The organism is Larkinella knui (assembly GCF_003858645.1).
GTDB lineage: Bacteria > Bacteroidota > Bacteroidia > Cytophagales > Spirosomataceae > Larkinella > Larkinella knui.
The window spans coordinates 186,413-202,427 of record NZ_RQJP01000005.1 but is presented as its reverse complement, the minus strand read 5'-3'; the positions used below and the strand labels follow the sequence as shown (position 1 = coordinate 202,427).

Below are 16,015 nucleotides of genomic sequence, written 5' to 3'. Positions count from 1 at the left end.
TTGTTTCGTTTTTCAATGAACCGGATATCCCAGATTGCGCTTGATTTCTTTGAGAACAAAGGTGCTGTTCAGGGTGCCAATGTTCTCAATTTCAGACAGTTTGTACTTCACAAAGTTGTGATACTCGTCTAAACTGCCGACGTGGATTTTCAGCAGAAAATCGACCTGGCCGGCCATGTGGTAACACTCCTGCACTTCGGCCAGCTTCTTGATTTCTTCTTCAAACTTATTGATGAAGGCCTTGTCGTGATACCGCATCGACACCTGGCAAAACGTAGTGATGGGCTGACCCAACAGGTTTTTGTCCAGAACAGCGACGTATTGTTTGATAAACCCAATTCCCTCCAATCGCTTGATCCGCTCATAAACCGGCGAGAGTGTCAAGCCCAGTTGAGCGGCCAGTTCCTTGGTGGTCAGCTTCGCATCTTCCTGCAAAAGCCGCAGGATTTTCTTGTCGATTTCATCCAGTTGTTCCATGCCGAAAATTTTTCTTTATCCCGCTAAATCCGCTGTTGCGCTTCAGTGATTTTATTTGCTTAAAAGCAGTATCTCAACAATATTAACTGATTTATTGAAATAGTATCCAAAAATAATCTGTATAAATATATTTGTACCGTAAATAAGATCGAGCCTGACCCGGTTAGGCCCGACCGTATGGTTTCTTCAGGTTACACTTCCAACGACTTTAAAAATGAAACGCGAAACCATCTTAGTCATCGGGGCCAACGGCCAGATTGGGACGGCACTGCTGCCCCGGCTGCACGCGATTTACGGACTCCGGAACGTCATCGGGGCCGACCTGCGACGGCCCGATCGGGAGCAGGGGCAGTTTGAATGGTTGGATGCCACCCAAGCGGACGAACTGGCGGCCCTGGTCCGGCGTCACCGGGTCACCCAGATTTACCATTTAGCGGCCATTCTCTCGGCCAAAGGCGAATCCGACCCGATCTGGGCCTGGAACCTGAACATGCAAACGCTCCTCAACGTCCTGGAAGTAGCGCGCATCCACCAGATCCGGAAAGTGTTCGTTCCGAGTTCGATTGCGGCTTTTGGCGACGATGCGCCCAAGTATGAGACGCCCCAGACGGCCGTTCTGGACCCGGCCACGGTGTACGGAATCAGCAAGGTTGCCGCCGAAAACTGGTCCCTGTATTACCACAAACGCTACGGTCTGGATGTTCGCTCGCTGCGGTTTCCGGGCCTGATCAGCTACCAGTCCATGCCGGGTGGCGGCACCACCGACTACGCCGTGGCCATCTTCCACGCGGCCGTTCAGGGAAAATCCTACGATTGTTTTCTGGCCGAAAACACGCTGCTTCCGATGATGTACATGGATGATGCCCTGCGGGCCACGCTGGAGCTGATGGAAGCGCCCGAAAGCCGGATCAGCGTCCGGACTTCCTACAATCTGACCGGTATGAGTTTTACGCCCGCTGACTTGACGGCATCCATCCAAACGTATTTTCCCGAATTTACGACCCGGTATTTGCCGGATTTCCGGCAGGCCATCGCCGATTCGTGGCCCAAAACCATCGACGATACGGTGGCCCGGCGGGATTGGGGCTGGAAACCGGATTATGATCTGACGCGAATGACGCAGGAAATGATCACGCGACTTTCGGCTGTTTATCAACCACTTATCCATACTTCTTAACGTCATGTATAGTATCAAAGATGAACTCCGGCAGGAACTCGACACCATTCGGGAGGCCGGTTTGTATAAATCCGAACGCATTATTGTTTCGCCCCAATCGTCGGTTATTGCGATTCACGGCGGTCGTCAGGTCCTGAACTTTTGCGCCAATAATTACCTCGGGTTGTCGTCGCATCCGGCGGTGATCGAAGCCGCCCACCAGACGCTCGACAGCCACGGTTTCGGCCTGTCGTCGGTGCGGTTCATCTGCGGCACGCAGGACATTCACAAAGAGCTGGAACGGAAAACGGCGGAGTTTGTCGGCGCAGAAGACTGCATTCTGTACGCGGCCGCTTTTGACGCCAATGGCGGGGTTTTCGAACCGCTGCTGGGCGAGGAAGACGCCATCATTTCGGACGAACTCAACCACGCGTCCATCATCGACGGCATCCGGTTGTGCAAAGCCAAACGGTTCCGGTATAAGCACAACGACATGGCGGATCTGGAAACACAACTCCGGGCGGCATCGTCGAGCCGACGAAAGCTGATCGTGACCGACGGCGCGTTTTCGATGGATGGAACAATTGCCCAACTGGACAAAATCTGTGATCTGGCCGATCGATACAACGCAATGGTGATGGTGGACGAATGCCACGCCAGCGGTTTTCTGGGCAAAACCGGTCGCGGAACGCCGGAATACCGGAATGTATTCGGGCGAATCGACATCATTACCGGCACCTACGGCAAAGCCCTTGGTGGCGCGTCGGGTGGTTTTACGGCCGCCCGGAAAGAAATCGTGGACCTGCTCCGCCAGCGTTCCCGGCCTTATCTGTTTTCCAATACGCTCGCTCCGGCCATCGTCGGCGCGTCGCTGAAAGTGCTGGAAATCTTGCAATCGTCCACGGCCCTGCGCGACAAGCTGGAGGTCAATACCCGGTATTTCCGGGAGGCCATGACGGCGGCCGGTTTCGACATTCTGCCCGGCGAACACCCCATTGTTCCGATCATGCTGTACGACGCTCCGCTGGCGCAGACGTTTGCGGCCCGGCTGCTGGAGGAAGGAATTTACGTCATCGGCTTCTTCTACCCGGTGGTGCCCCAGGGCAAAGCCCGGATTCGGGTGCAGATTTCGGCGGGTCACGAACCGGAACACCTGGAAAAAGCGGTTCGGGCGTTCACCAAAATCGGTCGCGAACTGGGCGTTATTCCGGCAGAAAAAACCCTAACAGCGACACAATCCTAACACCAAAAAGCCTGAAGGGCTTTCATCATTAACCCCGGGTATCGCCCGGGGCCGTGGATGCGAATCCAATGCATTCCGACGCGGGACCGGGTATCGCCCGGGGCCGCGGATGTGGATACAATGCGTATTGGATGGTCTCCGCCTATGCATTCCAACACGGGACCGGGTATCCCGACACGGCACCGGTATCGCCCGGGGTCGTGGATGCGAATCCAATGCATTCCGACGCGACCCCGGGCGATACCCGGGGCTAATGATGAAAGCCTTTCAGGCTTTTGATTAGTGCGTACCAAGCCATTCCAGAATGTAATCGGCATCTTCTTTCCAGGTCCGCGGGCCCAGCACGAAGTGGTTGCGGCCCGAAAATTCCTTGTAATCCAATACCGAACCATTGGGCTTATACGCATTAAAATTCCGGTAGTTCGGGGTCGGCCAGATCCCTGTCGTTCGGCTGGCGGTTTCTTAACGAGGGTTATAAAACTTTTGCTTTCAAAATAAGTTTTCCATTCGTTCCAACCACTGCCGGCGACGAAGGCTCCGGTAATGAACAGGACGGTTTTGGTACTGCTGGCTTTCCTGAGCGTTCGTTTAGAAGTTGTCTACTGCTTATTAAAACAGGACAACATTCGGCAGGATTATGGCCAATCCGTTTAACCTGGCTTAAGAAAACAAAACCGGTCGAAAAAACCGCCCCGGCAGAGCCGCGTAAAAAGCTTTTTCAGAATGTGTGACTTATTCCATTTTTCTCCGTCCAACCGTATGTAAAACCGAAAGACCGGCCTTTGTACCATCGATCCTACTTATTGCCATGAGAAAACCAACACTTGCCCTGATTGTTCTGGCCCTTATTTTCGTTCTGGCTTTTATCGCTGCCAGCGGCATACTGAGTATTCTTAGCGGTCTGGTTGCTGCGGGCCTGGTCATAACTGCCGGAATTGTTCAATCGGCAGAATGGGTAGACGAAAACTACAACCTGATTCCGGACCCGGATGCGTCCACGAGTGCCAGAATCAAGACCCGCGCCTTTGTTTCCAATACCCAATTATTCCATTAATGGGAAAACGGGATGGCATTGCGCCGATCGGGAATGGACAAAGCAAAAGCCTCCTCATCCATTCCGGCAAACTGCTTCAGCGCATGCCCCAATAAGTCAATTTCCGTCATTTGCCTTTCGACTCTTTTTCTTTCATCAATTCCGCCTTCTGATCATCGCGCAGGGTCGGATAGTTGATGCCCAGTTGCTCCAGATACGTTTTGTATTTCGTTGGGTCGTAGTAGTATTTCTTCAGTTCCGGCTTGAATTTGGCCATAATCTCCCTGTTCAGATAAACCGCCGGGTATTCTTTGGGCGAGATCAGGGGCGTGTATTTGATTTCTTTCGTTTGCTCTTTGGTATAATATTCCCAGGCATTTTTGATGATTTCGGGTTTCATCAGCATGTCCAGCAACGTCATAGCCTCGGCTTTGGCACCGGCCACCACGCCCTTGTGCGCAATCGGTGTCGCCATCGAAATGGCGTTGGCCCAGTGGTGGCCCGGCAGACCCGGAATGTTGGACGGATACCGCAACACGACCGTCGGCAGCGACCAGGAAATATCGGCGATGTCGTCGGAACCGGCCCCACCCGTCGAAATCAGGCCTTGTCCGCCCATCATGGTTGTCGGAGCACCCGCCGGCAAGCCGAGCGTATCGAGTTTCATCGCCAGTCCTTCCACTTTGGGAGCCTGCAATTCTTTTTGTGATGCCTTCGCCAGCATCTGATCCTCTTCCGACCAGGTGGGCAAGCCAACTTTCTTCATATTCTGGTACATGGCTTCGGCAATCGGTTTGTTAAAGTGTCCCGGCCAGGCCGAACCCAGAATTTCGTACGTAAACTTCGTATCGGTCATCAGCGCAGCGCCTTCGGCCATTTTAACGCCCGTATCGAACAGTTTCTTGATTTTCGGATACGACCGTTCGCGGAAATAATACCAGACGGCGGCTTTCGACGGTACGACGTTGGGCTGATCTCCGCCGTCGGAAATGACGTAATGCGAGCGTTGCGTCAGTTCGAGGTGCTCGCGCCGGAAATTCCAGCCGATGTTCATCAACTCGACGGCATCCAGCGCACTTTTACCCCGCCAGGGCGCTCCGGCCGCGTGGGCAGCCTGGCCTTCAAACGAAAATTTGACCGACACCAGACCGGTATTGCCCGCATCCCCGTGGGAGACGCCGAGGTTGTTGCCCACGTGCGTAAAAATGCAGGCATCCACGTCTTTGAAATAGCCGTCGCGCACGTAAAACGCCTTCGCCCCCACCAACTCCTCGGCAACGCCCGGCCAGAGCATCAGCGTGCCCGACAGTTTTTCCCGCTCCATGATCTGCTTCACCGTCAGAGCGGCCACGATATTCAGCGCCTGGCCGGAGTTGTGGCCTTCGCCGTGGCCGGGGGCTCCCTCAACCAGCGGATCATGGTAGGCCACTCCCGGTTTCTGGTTGGCTTTCGGAATGCAGTCCACGTCGGACCCGATGGCAATGACGGGTTTGCCGCTGCCCCAGGTGGCGATCCAGGCCGTGGGCATATTGGCGATTCCTTTTTGCACCTTAAAGCCTTCTTTTTCCAGCAAAGTCGTCAGATACCTGAACGTTTCCTCCTCCTGAAAACCCAGTTCGGAGAAACTGAAAAGCATGTCGTTGATTTGCTGCGCCTGGTCTTTGCGCCTGTCGATTTCGGCAACAGCCTCCTGTTTCAGCCGCTCCAGTTTATCGGGCGACTTGGTTTTTTTCGATTGTGCAAAAAGGAGTACCGGTACAATTGTCAGCAGTAAAAAGATTTTTGTAAAGTTTTTCATGGAATAGCCAAATTTTATTTAACAATCAGTCGATAAGAGTGTTTAAATATACGGAACAAACCCCTAAAGGCACGTTTATTTGTTCATTCGCTTTCATTTCCCGGTATTGGCAGAATTGTTACCTTTGCGGCTGATTTCCTGTATCGTTCCGATGACTTACCTGGAATTTTATAAAAAGCTACAGACTCTACCTCCTCCTTATCAGGCTGAGGTAGGCGACTTTATTGACTTTCTAAAAGCAAAGCAGAAGAAGGTCGATCAACTCGGAAAACGTCCGGTTTTTGGTAGTGCGAAAGGGCAATTCAAGATGTCTCCCGACTTTGATAAACCGCTGGACGACTTCGCTGATTATATGTAATGGATTTACTGCTGGATACACACACCCTAATTTGGTTTCTCAATGGCAACACCAAAGAGTTATCGTCTACGGCCCGATCTAAGATTGAAGATATTCGGAATAGTTCATTCGTCAGCGTGGTCAGTTTGTGGGAAATGGCGATCAAAATCCGGCTTGGCACCCTTACTTTCAAACCGGGTTACGACAATTTATTAGCCTTGATTGATCAAAACGGTTTTGAATTGTTACCAATCACATTTCAGCATACCCAGGCATTATTAACATGAGATGCATCACCGTGACCCATTCGATCGATTATTGATTGCTCAAAGTCTGGTGGAAGACCTGATTCTTGTGACCAGGGACAGCAATATTCCTCCTTATCCAATCCGCTGGCTTTGGTAGCATCCGTTTTATTCAGACCATCTCCTCAGTTCCCCATTCTATTCCTCCGCTTTCGTTTCCCGGTATTGGCAGAATTGTTACCTTTGCGGCTGATTTCCTGTATCGTTTCACTTGATTGATAGAAAACAAATGGAGAAAATTAAAGTGGCAAATCCGGTTGTCGAACTGGATGGCGACGAAATGACCCGCATTATCTGGAAGTTTATCAAAGACAAGCTCATCCTCCCTTACATCGACGTTGACATTAAATACTACGATTTGGGCGTTGAATACCGCGATGAGACCAACGACCAGGTGACGATCGATGCCGCCAATGCCATCAAAGAATACGGTGTCGGTATCAAATGCGCCACCATCACGCCCGACGAAGACCGTGTTAAAGAATTCAATCTGAAACAAATGTGGAAATCGCCGAACGGCACCATCCGGAACATTCTGGACGGTACGGTTTTCCGCGAACCGATTGTGATCAAAAATGTGCCGCGTCTGGTTACTAACTGGACCGCCCCGATCATCGTCGGCCGTCACGCGTTCGGTGACCAATACCGCGCGACGGATTTCCTCGTACCGGGCAAAGGCAAGCTGACGATGAAATTTGAAGGCGAAGACGGAACCGTGCAGGAATACGAAGTGTACCAGTTCCAGGGTCCGGGTGTGGCGATGGGCATGTACAACGTCGACGAATCCATCCGCGGTTTTGCCCATGCGTGTTTCAACATGGCGTTGCAGAAAAACTGGCCGCTGTACCTGTCGACCAAAAACACGATTCTGAAAAAATACGACGGTCGTTTCAAGGATATTTTCCAGGAGATTTACGACGCCGAATTCAAAGCCAAAGGCGTTCACTACGAACACCGCCTGATCGACGACATGGTGGCTTCGGCCCTGAAATGGGAAGGCAACTTTGTCTGGGCGTGTAAGAACTACGACGGTGACGTTCAGTCGGATACCGTTGCGCAGGGTTTTGGCTCACTCGGTTTGATGACGTCCGTGCTGGTTACGCCCGACGGCAAAACGATGGAAGCGGAAGCGGCCCACGGTACGGTAACGCGCCACTACCGCGAACACCAGAAAGGCAACCCAACCTCGACCAACCCGATTGCTTCGATTTTTGCCTGGACGCGCGGTCTGGCTTTCCGGGGTAAACTGGACGGCAACCAGGCGCTGATCGACTTCAGTCTGGCCCTGGAAGAAGTGTGCGTCGAAACCGTTGAAAGCGGTAAAATGACGAAAGATCTGGCGTTGTCGGCTTTCCCGAGCGGCACCAAACTCGTCGCTGGCGAACACTACCTCAACACCGAAGATTTCCTGGAAGCACTGGATCAGAATCTGAAGGTGAAGCTGGGTTAATTGGTAAGGTAATAGATAGGCGATCCCCGCCTGGCTTACACCTGACAGGTTTCAGAAACCTGTCAGGTGTAAGCCAGGCGGGGATCGCCTATCTATTTTATTCTGCTCCGTGTTGCCAACGCCCGGTTTTGTAAATTTCGATCGAGTTGGTCTACACAATCCCGGCGCCCTTGGCATACTCCACATGAAAAGAAATACCGTTACCTGTTTACTGCTTTGGCTATTGCTGGCAATGCTGGCCAATTCCGGTTATGCCCAGAAAAAAACCGTTGCCAAAAAACCGCCTGTGCTGAGTGACCGCCAGCTTTGGCTGGCGGAAATGGATAAAATGGTCCGGCCGGTTCTGCGCAGCCTGGCCCACGATAGTCTCCGCATCGTGATGCCCCAGATCACCTCCCAACGGGTCGACAATAAGGCGCAACGCATTCAGGTACAATACCTCGAAGTGCTGGGTCGGGTCCTGAGCGGCATCGCGCCCTGGCTGCAACTCGAAGGCGGAACGGCGGAGGAGGTGGCGCTGCGCAACCAATACCGCCAGTGGACGCTGAAAGGGCTTTCGAATGCGCTGGATTCGACGGCCAACGATTACATGCGTTTCGATGTGGCTGCCCAACAACTGGTCGACGCGTCGTTTCTGGCTTTTGCGTTGGTACGGGCACCGTGGCTGTGGGAAAATCTCGACCCAAAAACCCGGGATCGGCTGGTCCGTTCCTTCAAAGTGACCCGCCGGTTTCGACCGGGATTCTCGAACTGGCTGCTTTTTTCGGCCATGACCGAAACGTTCTTCTGCCGATACGGCTACGAATGGGACCCGATGCGGGTCGATTATGCCCTCCAGCAACTGGAACAGTGGTATGTGGGCGATGGCCTGTATTCCGACGGGACGCACTTCGCGTTCGATTATTACAACAGCTATGTGATGCATCCGTATCTGGCCACGATTTCCGGGCTCATCAGCAGCAAAACCGGTTCGTACAAGGACATGACGCTGAAAATAAAGAAACGGAACGAGCGGTTTGCCGTCATTCAGGAACGGCTGATCAACCCGGATGGCACATTTCCCGCAACCGGCCGTTCGATTATTTACCGCGGAGCAGCCTTTCATCATCTGGCAGACATGGCCTGGCGGAAAGCCTTGCCGGAACAACTGAAACCGGCTCAGGTCCGCGGTGCCCTGACGGCGGTTTTGAGAAAAACGCTCGAAAGCCCGTCGACCTACCGCAACGGCTGGCTGACCCTCGGCCTGTATGGTTCGCAGCCCGACATTGCCGACGTCTACAACAACCAGGGTAGCCCTTACCTCTGCACCGCGCTTTTTCTGCCGCTCGGATTGCCCGATTCGGACCCGTTCTGGGCCGATGCGCCGGTCAAATGGAGTTCACAGCGAATCTGGAGTGGCGAAGACTTCCCGAACGACCACAGCGTTGATTTAAGGTAACTTTTTTAATAAAAACACGTTCGCGAAATCTTTCGGGCATTCTTGTATTTACAACTATAGATTTGTTTTTTCGTAAAAACTCAATTCCTGGAAGCATGGCAAGAAGTGATTTATGGACAAGAGAGCAAACTATCTTAGCCTTTAACCTTTATTATAGAATTCCTTACGGTACAATTCATGGAAGAAATCCTAAGCTTCTTGAACTTGCAAAACTCATTGGCAGGAAACCTGGAGGATTAGGTAGAAAAATGCAAAACTTGGCAAGTTTCGATCCAGTACAACAAGTACGTGGCATCAAAGGGCTAACTCATGTCAGTAAACTCGATGAAGAAATTTTCAACGAATTTGTAAATAATTGGGAAGATTTAGCATTTGAAAGCGAACGTATACTTGCGGAAAAACAACATATTTCTCTTGAGAAAAAAGTAGAAATTGAAGAACACAAATGGCAAAGTAGAAGCGGAAGCAATGTCATGCGTTCTGTTAAGGTAAGGGTTGGCCAGAGCTTTTTTAGAGATATAGTTCTAAATAATTTTGATTCAAAATGTGCAATTAGTGGTATCAACATTCCCTCAATGCTTAGGGCTAGTCATATTGTTCCCTGGTCAAAAAACGAGCACGCCCGTGTGAATCCCGAGAATGGTTTATGTTTATCAGCCTTATATGATGTGGCTTTTGACCAAGGCTTTATTGGAGTAGATACTGAATACAAAATTGTATTGGCCCAAAAACTCAAGAAACAGAAAAAAGAAATTTATTTCCAAGAACATTTTGGCAAACTTGAGGGCTTAGAAATTAGACCTCCAAGTAAATTTTTCCCTCGCAAAGAGTTCTTGGAATATCACTTAGACAAAATTTTTGATAAATGAAATACGGCACGTTAACGAATCTCATTTACGCAGAAGAGAAGGGCATTGAACCAAAAATGGTGATGTAACTACCTTACTTCACTGGTCCGACCGTCATGCTTATACAATTGGATTCCTAAGGAATCTCTCACCAAATTATAACCTCCTCCAACCTTTTCCCTCCCAAATGCGTCTTACTCTTAAAACCAGTACACCCATGAAGACGCTAACCCTGATTTTCTGCCTGCCGCTGCTCATGGCCGCAGCCTGCCAAAACGCTCCGTGGGACCACGAAGTGGCCGTCAGTGCGGATTGCCCGGCCTATGCCGAATGGAAAAAAGCCGCCGAACTGCGTGAGGTGGCGGGGACGGTCATCAACGAAGCAGAGACGTCGCAAACCAGTACGTGGCTCTACATTCGGACCAGCGATAGTACCCGCTATTTTGCCTGCAACCTGCCCGATCAGGCCCGGAAAACCGGCACGAAAGTCGTTTTCAACGCCGACGAGTTTGCGCCACCGCCGAACGTGCGACTGGCGGGTGTTCCGGTTAAACTGACGAAACTGCGGCTGGTGCCCTGAAATCAGTTAGGAATTGAGTTGCGAAACAACGCGCTGGTCGGCCTGCCGGATTAGTTTCCGAACACTCCGTAACCCCCTCAGCATGAGCCTGACCCGGAAATACAGCACAATGGGTTTCGGAAAATGTTTGCGGGCAAATAACAGGCTGCAATGGTGGTAACTTAAATTAAAAAATTTCTCTTCGATTCCCGAATCGACCCCGCCCTGATTGCTGGCGTGGTGAACGAGCGCGGCTGCGGCTACATACCCCATACGGCAACCCGCCCGGTAGGCCCGTAGTCCAAAATCGGCATCTTCGTGAACGGCGACACCCGAAAACCGTTCGTCGAACGGGCCAATTTTATCGAAAACGGAGCGCGATACCGAAAAATTAGCCCCCGTTATTACATTAACCGGTCCGTCGGTGGGGCAGTCGTCACCACCTTTAAACTTCAGATACCACGTCAGCCACGAAGGACTCAACTGGGGTGAAACGTGCGTTTCGATAATCCGTCCCTGAACGACTTCCAAACCGTTCTGATGGGCCTGAAAATGGGCCTGAATAAACGTGGATTCGAACTCGGTGTCGTCATCGATAAACAGAATGACTTCGCCCCGCGCGTGTTGCAGCCCCAGATTTCGGGCCGCCGTCAATGATGGTTTTTCGCTTTGAATGAGTCGGAAGCGGTTTTGATTGGCTTCCAGAAACTGCCGGGTTTCGGGTTCGTGCCGGCGGGTCTGATCAACCACAATAATTTCGTAGTCGTGGAAATCTTGCCGAAAAGCACACTGCAGACATTGAATCAGCAAGGCTTCCCGGTTGTAGGTCGGGATGATCAGGGATACAAGCACAAAAGTACGGTGTCAGTACGCTAAAGACGGTTTTATAATTTCTCCCGAATGAGCTTCAATACGTCGTCGGGTTTGGAAGGCAGCGGTGCATCACGTTTGATGAATTTTCCGTCGCGGCCCACCAGTCCGGCAGCGGGGATGGTCTCGGCCCGCAACGGACCCAGCACCGTATTGAACTGGTCTTCTTCAACGTAGAGGTGCAGGCCCTTCGGCTTGTTTTTGGCCACCCACTCCCGCCAGAGCGCCATCGACGTCTGGTTGGTACACACGTAGGCAAACAGGACATCACGGCTGCCGATTCGCTCCTGAAGCGCCCGGGCCGCCAATACTTCCTGCCGCGAAGGTTCCACATCGGTCGACCAGGCCAGAACATACATCAAACGCCCGCGCGCCTGCTCCCTGATCTGGTCAAAAATCTCTTTGCCGTATCCACTATACTGAATCAGCGTAACATCCGGCAACACTTCAACGGCTTCGTTGACCTGCTTTTCACCAAATTTTTTAGCGACCTCGCGCACCGTTACGCTGTCTTTCACCTCCAGCCGATACAATTCGTCCAGCGAAAGCCGGTAGTGCGGGTCGCCGACCTGCGGCATAATGTGCTGAAACAGCAGTTCCTGGCTCTTCAATTCCGTCGTGGGCAGGTTGGTCGCCAGAAAATTAGCCTTCAGGTAATCCAGCCCGGTGCTGTCCACCACTTTCCGGTATTGCGATATCGTCGTTTCGTACACCAGCAGCTTGGCCAGGGTATCCTGATGACGCTGTAAAATCCGTTGCAACATGGGCATATCCCGGCTTACCCCGGCTTTTCCGGCCTTCAGTTCATCCACCCGCTTCCGTTCTGTCTCCGACAGATCCCGGATGTACCGATCCACCAGCGTGGCAAACGTACCCACCGGAATGCCGCGTCCGGCCTGATCGGCAATCCGCGAACCGGCGTAGGCAGCAAACCGCTCCATGGCGGCCGTCCGTTGAACGGTCAGAAAAATATCGTCGGCGGACCGAAGGCTCGAACTGTTCGACAGACTTGTTTCCAGACGCGTATCCTGCTCGGCCAGCGCCCGGTCATAGAGATACGTGGACACTTCGTATTTGATCGTCGATTTGATGTACTGATCCAACAGGGGCAAAACGTCGTTGGTCTGGCGGTATTTTTCGTAGGTAGCAATAAACTCGTTGGTCAGAATCTTCCGGCTGTCTTCTGCCGACCGGCCTTCAACCCGTTTCGCTAACTGGCGGTTATCGACTTTGGGTTTATTTTTAAATTCAAACGCCTTATACCGGGTCAGTTGGTTGTTCACCTGCGCATTGGTGCCGCTAAACCGGAAAGGCGCTTCCGACAGAAACAGCGAGTCGGCATCGAGCGCGATTTCGATCGTTCCGGCCGAAGCCAGAAACGCGGTGGAAATCTGGCCGAAATTAAAATACAGTTCTTCGTAGGGATACACCAGCGGCAGCGTGACCCGGAACGAACCGTCGGGTTCCAGCGGAGCCGGGCGCGCCATTTCGCGACTGGCTTGCAGGATGTTATTGCGCGAAATGATGACGTTGGGACTCTGGCGATACAACTGAAGCGTCAGGTTTTTAATCCGGCCGCTAACAGTAACGGAATCGGATTTTAGCTGGCCGTATGCCGTGGGAAGTTGGCCGAAAAAAAAGGTCAGGAGAAGGCCTAAAGCCGGAATTAAGGTATGGCGAAGCGTTAGCATGAAGGCAATAGCTGAAGTCGATCAATTTGGTAAAGATACAAGTTAAAATGCCAACTGCACACTACCAAACGATACCGGCTTGCCGGGCTATTTGACCTTGATTCCGTGATACGTTTCAACTTCCCTGTAATCCTTCCGCAACGGATGGCCCTGCCAGTCGGTGGGGAGCAGAATCCGGCGCAGGTCGGGATGGCCCTCGAAATGGATACCGACCAGGTCGTAGATTTCGCGCTCGTGCCAGTCGGCCGTCCGCCAGACGTGGCTAACCGTCGGAACAACCGGCAGCGGTTCTCCTTCGGCGTTGCGGGGCACCACGACTTTCAGCATCAAATTATGTTCGTACGGAATCGAAGTCAGGTTATAAACCACCTCCATCGTGTTGGCTTGCAGGCCGTTATCGATCCCGGTCATGTTGGCCAGAAAATCGAAAAAAAACCTGTCATCATCCCGCAAAAACCGGCAAACGTCGGCAATTTGCGCCGACTCCACCACCAGAAAAGGCTGCGGGTTTGCGGTATTGGTTTGCAGGATAACACCGGTGCTAAAGTGGCCGGCCAGCCGTTCGGCGATTTCGGAAAAAGTCATTCCGCAAGTTAGCGAATTGAGTCTATTATGATTTCTTCCGCATCAAATTTAGAGCCCCAGCCGCACTCGACAACTTTTTTGTTGCCCGTTAACCGGTAGGTAATGACCGCCGATTTTTCCATAGATTGACCGACAAAGCTTTCAATTTTGGCCGCCGATTCGGCGTCGGGCGCGTATTTAATCTGCTTCTGCAAATCACCATAATGAAGCGTCACGTGCGTCCGGCAACCGTCTGCGGCCAGATTATCGGCGTGTAACATGGCTTCCGCTTCCAGTTCGGGGCCGGCATCTTTCTCGTCTTTTCCACAGGCGAAAAGACAAAATACCGTCAGAATGATCAGGATCGTTTTCATAGAGTTCTTCGTTTACCCGTATGACCCTTTTATCCTTTACTTGGTTGGAGCGCGTGCTGATTTTTGAAAACTAAAGTGATCCAGTTTCCGCCAGTTCATTCGCTTCCAGTGCTAGCAACGCCGTCGGCGCGGGTTCTTCGGTCAGTCGGCTGTTGCGGATTTTCTCCTGAAGTTTCAGGAAACCGCCAATCAGGGCTTCGGGACGCGGTGGACAGCCGGGCACGTAGACATCGACGGGAATGATCCGGTCGACACCCTTGACCACGTGATAACCATGCTGCCAGTAAGGCCCTCCGCAGTTGGAACACGAGCCCATCGAGATTACGTAGCGCGGTTCGGGCATTTGTTCATAAAGCCGCCGGATGCGGTCGGCCATCTTGAAGGTTACCGTTCCGGAAACAATCATGACGTCGGACTGCCGGGGCGAAGGCCGGGGGAAAATCCCGAACCGCTCCAGATCGTAGCCCGAAGCGAACGTCTGCATCATTTCGATGGCGCAGCAGGCCAGCCCGAACCCCATCGGCCACAGCGACGAGAGCCGCGCCCAGTTCAGGAGATCTTCGGCGGTGGTCAGCAGTACCCCGCCTTCGCCGGATTTAAATCGTTGGTCGAGTAACCCGCTCATTTTTTAAGAGTTGACGGTTTAGGGTTTTCAGTTTACGATAAGTTACCAGGCACTTAACCGTAAACTGAAAACCCTGAACCGTCAACCAATTACCTATTTTTATATTTCTGATTCACTTTTTCGTACAAAGACGCCGGCACCGGCGTGTTCATTTCCGGCACTTTGGGTTCCGGTTTCACCCAATCCAGATACCCTTTTGCCCAGACATACGCCAGACCGAGGGCCAGCAGGGCCACAAATACCAGCATTTCGGTCAATGAAAGCCAGCCCCACAACCCGTTTGTCTCGTCAATTAACACTTTCTGGCCAAAAACCGTTGCCCACGGAAACAGAAAAACCAGTTCCACATCGAACAGGACAAAAATGATGGCCACCACATAAAACCGAACATTGAACTGCACGTTGGCATTGCCGACCGGTTCTTCGCCTGATTCATAGGTGGTCAGTTTTTCGAGGTTGGGGCGGTTGGGCCGAAGCAGGCTCCCAACAAACAAAACCAGCCCAACAAACGTCAGGCCGGTTATGATGAACAATAAGATGATACCAAAGTCGGATAGCATCTCCATTTATTTCATATACGTTCCAAAAACAATGTCCCAGAACGGGGATGAAACGCCGTAATTTTTCTCGTGGCTTTTATAATGGTGGACGGAGTGATTGATCCACAGCCACTTAAAGAAATTTTTGGGCGGAGCGTAGGCATGAACGATAAAGTGGACGAACAAATAGCCCGAATAGCCCACCAAAAAGCCGGGAAAAAACGCGTACGAGGCCTCACCCAGCAACAGAAACATGACGCCAAACAAGGCAGCGCCCACAACGATAGCCGCGGCCGGTGGCATGGCCAGCCGGGTTTTATCTTTCGGGTACTCGTGGTGAATCCCGTGGAAGGTGTATTGCATTTTAGCCTTCGTCGGCGTGTCGGTATCCATGTGAAAAACACCCCGGTGAACGGCGTATTCGACCAGCGTAAAAACCAGCGTACCGGCAAAAAACAGCAAAACGATCCAGCCAGCCGACATATCCGTGTACGCAAAGGCGTACCAGGCAAAAAGCGTAGAAGTCACCAGATAGATTGAAATCGGAACGGCGATGTGGGTACGCGATAATCGTTCGAGAAGGGGGTTCTCGAACAACGTTTTGGTCCCACTATTTTTGGGTCTGATTTTGGTGATAGTTTGTTCCATAGAGGTAAAAATTAAATGCCGCCGGAACGTTGGGGAACGCACCAGGCGAGGTTGTATACG

The 16,015-nt window shown here is 52.0% G+C and carries 18 protein-coding genes; 9 read left to right on the top strand and 9 right to left on the bottom strand.

Going from position 1 to position 16,015, the window contains the following annotated elements; genetic code table 11:
• Positions 1-12: 12 nt before the first annotated feature.
• Positions 13-477, bottom strand: coding sequence for an Lrp/AsnC family transcriptional regulator (locus tag EHT87_RS23285; protein ID WP_124909082.1), 465 nt, complete (start codon positions 475-477; stop codon positions 13-15).
• 214 nt (positions 478-691) lie between these two features.
• Between EHT87_RS23285 and EHT87_RS23280 the strand changes: the two genes are divergently transcribed.
• The 3 genes from EHT87_RS23280 to EHT87_RS23265 all read left to right on the top strand — a co-directional run bounded on the left by EHT87_RS23280 (position 692) and on the right by EHT87_RS23265 (position 3,930).
• On the top strand, positions 692-1,654 hold the full coding sequence (locus EHT87_RS23280) for an NAD-dependent epimerase/dehydratase family protein (RefSeq protein WP_124909081.1): 963 nt from the start codon (positions 692-694) through the stop codon (positions 1,652-1,654).
• Between the two features lie 4 nt (positions 1,655-1,658).
• On the top strand, positions 1,659-2,876 hold the full coding sequence (kbl, locus tag EHT87_RS23275) for a glycine C-acetyltransferase (RefSeq protein WP_124909080.1): 1,218 nt from the start codon (positions 1,659-1,661) through the stop codon (positions 2,874-2,876).
• A gap of 808 nt (positions 2,877-3,684) precedes the next feature.
• Positions 3,685-3,930, top strand: coding sequence for a hypothetical protein (locus EHT87_RS23265; RefSeq protein WP_124909079.1), 246 nt, complete (start codon positions 3,685-3,687; stop codon positions 3,928-3,930).
• A 106-nt stretch (positions 3,931-4,036) separates the two neighbouring features.
• Here EHT87_RS23265 and EHT87_RS23260 read toward each other — a convergent pair whose 3' ends face one another.
• The gene (locus tag EHT87_RS23260; protein ID WP_124909078.1) at positions 4,037-5,707 is read right to left on the bottom strand and encodes an amidohydrolase; all 1,671 of its coding nucleotides are present in this window, start codon (positions 5,705-5,707) and stop codon (positions 4,037-4,039) included.
• 151 nt (positions 5,708-5,858) lie between these two features.
• Here EHT87_RS23260 and vapB point away from each other — a divergent pair, with 151 nt between their 5' ends.
• The 6 genes from vapB to EHT87_RS23230 all read left to right on the top strand — a co-directional run bounded on the left by vapB (position 5,859) and on the right by EHT87_RS23230 (position 10,665).
• Positions 5,859-6,065 carry a type II toxin-antitoxin system VapB family antitoxin gene (vapB, locus tag EHT87_RS23255; protein WP_124909077.1) on the top strand — a complete coding sequence of 69 codons (207 nt, stop codon included), beginning with the start codon at positions 5,859-5,861 and terminating at the stop codon, positions 6,063-6,065.
• On the top strand, positions 6,065-6,331 hold the full coding sequence (locus tag EHT87_RS23250; protein WP_221622063.1) for a type II toxin-antitoxin system VapC family toxin: 267 nt from the start codon (positions 6,065-6,067) through the stop codon (positions 6,329-6,331). The genes vapB and EHT87_RS23250 overlap by 1 nt, the downstream gene beginning before the upstream one ends.
• Positions 6,332-6,578: 247 nt before the next feature.
• On the top strand, positions 6,579-7,799 hold the full coding sequence (locus EHT87_RS23245) for an NADP-dependent isocitrate dehydrogenase (RefSeq protein WP_124909076.1): 1,221 nt from the start codon (positions 6,579-6,581) through the stop codon (positions 7,797-7,799).
• 184 nt (positions 7,800-7,983) lie between these two features.
• The gene (locus EHT87_RS23240) at positions 7,984-9,237 is read left to right on the top strand and encodes a DUF2264 domain-containing protein (protein WP_124909075.1); all 1,254 of its coding nucleotides are present in this window, start codon (positions 7,984-7,986) and stop codon (positions 9,235-9,237) included.
• 95 nt (positions 9,238-9,332) lie between these two features.
• Positions 9,333-10,106: an HNH endonuclease gene (locus EHT87_RS23235; protein WP_124909074.1), complete on the top strand. Its 774-nt coding sequence runs from the start codon at positions 9,333-9,335 to the stop codon at positions 10,104-10,106.
• Positions 10,107-10,302: 196 nt separating this feature from the next.
• Entirely contained in the window at positions 10,303-10,665 is a 363-nt protein-coding gene (locus EHT87_RS23230; protein ID WP_124909073.1) for a hypothetical protein, read from the top strand.
• A 6-nt stretch (positions 10,666-10,671) separates the two neighbouring features.
• On the opposite strand, the gene EHT87_RS23225 is transcribed toward EHT87_RS23230, so the two are convergent.
• From EHT87_RS23225 to EHT87_RS23195, 7 genes are all read right to left on the bottom strand, one after another.
• Positions 10,672-11,496, bottom strand: a complete 825-nt coding sequence (locus tag EHT87_RS23225) for a glycosyltransferase family 2 protein (protein ID WP_124909072.1) — start codon at positions 11,494-11,496, stop codon at positions 10,672-10,674.
• Between the two features lie 32 nt (positions 11,497-11,528).
• Positions 11,529-13,205 carry a TlpA family protein disulfide reductase gene (locus EHT87_RS23220; protein WP_124909071.1) on the bottom strand — a complete coding sequence of 559 codons (1,677 nt, stop codon included), beginning with the start codon at positions 13,203-13,205 and terminating at the stop codon, positions 11,529-11,531.
• Positions 13,206-13,292: 87 nt separating this feature from the next.
• Positions 13,293-13,790, bottom strand: a complete 498-nt coding sequence (locus EHT87_RS23215; RefSeq protein ID WP_124909070.1) for an NADH-quinone oxidoreductase subunit C — start codon at positions 13,788-13,790, stop codon at positions 13,293-13,295.
• 8 nt (positions 13,791-13,798) lie between these two features.
• Positions 13,799-14,143 (bottom strand): hypothetical protein, encoded by a 345-nt coding sequence (locus EHT87_RS23210; RefSeq protein WP_124909069.1) that lies wholly within the window; start codon positions 14,141-14,143, stop codon positions 13,799-13,801.
• A 70-nt stretch (positions 14,144-14,213) separates the two neighbouring features.
• Positions 14,214-14,768, bottom strand: coding sequence for an NADH-quinone oxidoreductase subunit NuoB (gene nuoB, locus EHT87_RS23205; protein WP_124909068.1), 555 nt, complete (start codon positions 14,766-14,768; stop codon positions 14,214-14,216).
• Between the two features lie 89 nt (positions 14,769-14,857).
• A complete protein-coding gene (locus EHT87_RS23200; protein ID WP_124909067.1) occupies positions 14,858-15,328 on the bottom strand; it encodes an NADH-quinone oxidoreductase subunit A in 471 nt (156 codons plus the stop codon).
• Positions 15,329-15,334: 6 nt separating this feature from the next.
• Positions 15,335-15,955 (bottom strand): sterol desaturase family protein, encoded by a 621-nt coding sequence (locus tag EHT87_RS23195; RefSeq protein ID WP_124909066.1) that lies wholly within the window; start codon positions 15,953-15,955, stop codon positions 15,335-15,337.
• Positions 15,956-16,015: the final 60 nt, after the last annotated feature.